This window comes from uncultured Clostridium sp. (genome assembly GCF_934754915.1).
Lineage (GTDB): Bacteria > Bacillota > Clostridia > Clostridiales > Clostridiaceae > Clostridium.
In genome coordinates this window covers 1-1822 of sequence record NZ_CAKVKB010000326.1, presented here as the reverse complement: position 1 = coordinate 1822, position 1822 = coordinate 1, and the positions used below count along the sequence as shown (strand labels likewise).

Annotated in this window: 1 protein-coding gene; it reads right to left on the bottom strand. The window is 32.2% G+C overall.

The features are described from left to right. Positions 1 to 185 precede the first annotated feature (185 nt). Positions 186 to 1691, bottom strand: a complete 1506-nt coding sequence (locus Q0F58_RS19405; RefSeq protein ID WP_294379723.1) for an LCP family protein — start codon at positions 1689 to 1691, stop codon at positions 186 to 188. Positions 1692 to 1822 lie beyond the last annotated feature (131 nt).

Sequence of the window (1822 nt, the reverse complement as noted above, 5' to 3'; positions counted from 1 at the left end):
AAAACAACTAAAAGAAGAAACAAGCAATCCAATATGACATCTATGATACTTCTTGCTTAGTTCTTCAAACTTACGAACATTCGTATGAATTCTATTTTGTATATAATCTGCAGTTTCCATAATAAACAACACCTCACAATGAAATTATACACCTACAAAACAAAAAAAGAGCAAGGAATATACCCTTACTCTACATCATCCGCTGATTTACCAGCAAGAACTGCATTAATCTTATTCTTAGCCGTTGTTACAGTACTTTGATCTGGAACCATTACATAAGCAGCATCACCAAGCTCAGCACACATTAATGTATCTCCAGTACCATTTACCATATATTGTTCCATTTTCCATTTAGGATTCTTATTTAATTGATATTTAATCAATGATGAAATTTCATCATTAGACATAGTTGTTGAGAATGTATTAGACATACTATCCATGATTTGAGCATAGTTAGTCACAATCGCAGGACTAGTAACCTTATCAACAATTCCCATTAGAACTTGTTGTTGGTTCTTAGTACGCTGACGATCCCCTTCACTATATGCATAGCGTTCACGAGCGTAAGCCAATGCTTGTTCCCCATTTAAATGGTTAACCCCTTCATGTACACTAAATCCAGGCAAATTCAAAAAATTGTTACATGCATAGCCTGGTTCTACATTTACATCAATACCACCAACAGCATCAACAATATCTGTTACCGTATCGAATCCAACTTTAAATGTATAGTTAATTTCAATACCTAATAACTTTTCTACAGTACGCTTAGTCGTATTTGTACCATGAATACCTGTATGTGTAATCTTATCTAATGCACCTTCTTGACATCCATCACCTGCATCACATGCAGTCGTTACATAAAAGTCGCGAGGAACTGAAGTCAATAGAATTGTTCCTGTTTTAGGATTAACAGTAGCTACCATAATTACGTCACTACGACCATTTTCATCAAATCCACCACGTGTATCTGATCCTGAAATCAACACATTAAATGGTGTTGTAGTAATATTACTTACTGCATTGGCCTTATCTGTATTTTCTACTTTGTAAGATGCTTGATAAACAACTCGAGTATTACTATCAAAGTTTGCGTAAGCTTCCATATCCGTAATCTGACTACGACTAGATTCACTAATAACAATAGAATCCACTTCACCATTATAGAAAGATTCTAGCATTTCAGTTAGACTACCATATTCTTTTTGTTCCATTTGAATTCCAGAATCAGTTAATTCTTTTAAAATCTTCTTAGAACCAACAGTATTTATATTTGCCAAAGTACCTACACTATGACCAGCAAGATCAACTTTCTTTTTCATATCACTTGATTCTTTAACTACAACACTGATTGTATTTTTAGAATGCTTAGCAACATTCGTCATACTTGAAAGTAATCCACCGGTCTTTGACATATAATATCCACCAAGACATGATCCCAATGAAATAGCCAATGCAAAAATAATACAAATAATTTTAGATACAACACCTTTTGTTGCAAAACACAACAATAAGATGAAGATTAAATCCAATAATACAAATACAATTGTCATTAAGAACAATAGTTTTGTAGGCAATACATTCAATTTAATAATGTTAAACAACAAATACATTGTTGCAGCAATCAGTAAGATAGAGAAAATAACCCCAAATACCTTACCAACTTTATTTTGTTTTTTATTCTTTTTCATAATAAAAATCTCCTCATGCCCATTTATTTTACTACAAAATAATTATATTTACAAAAAAGGAATATATAAAAATAGATAGGGATAAATCAACCTTTAAAAGTCATAGGGATTTTGACTCTGAGATAGAGATG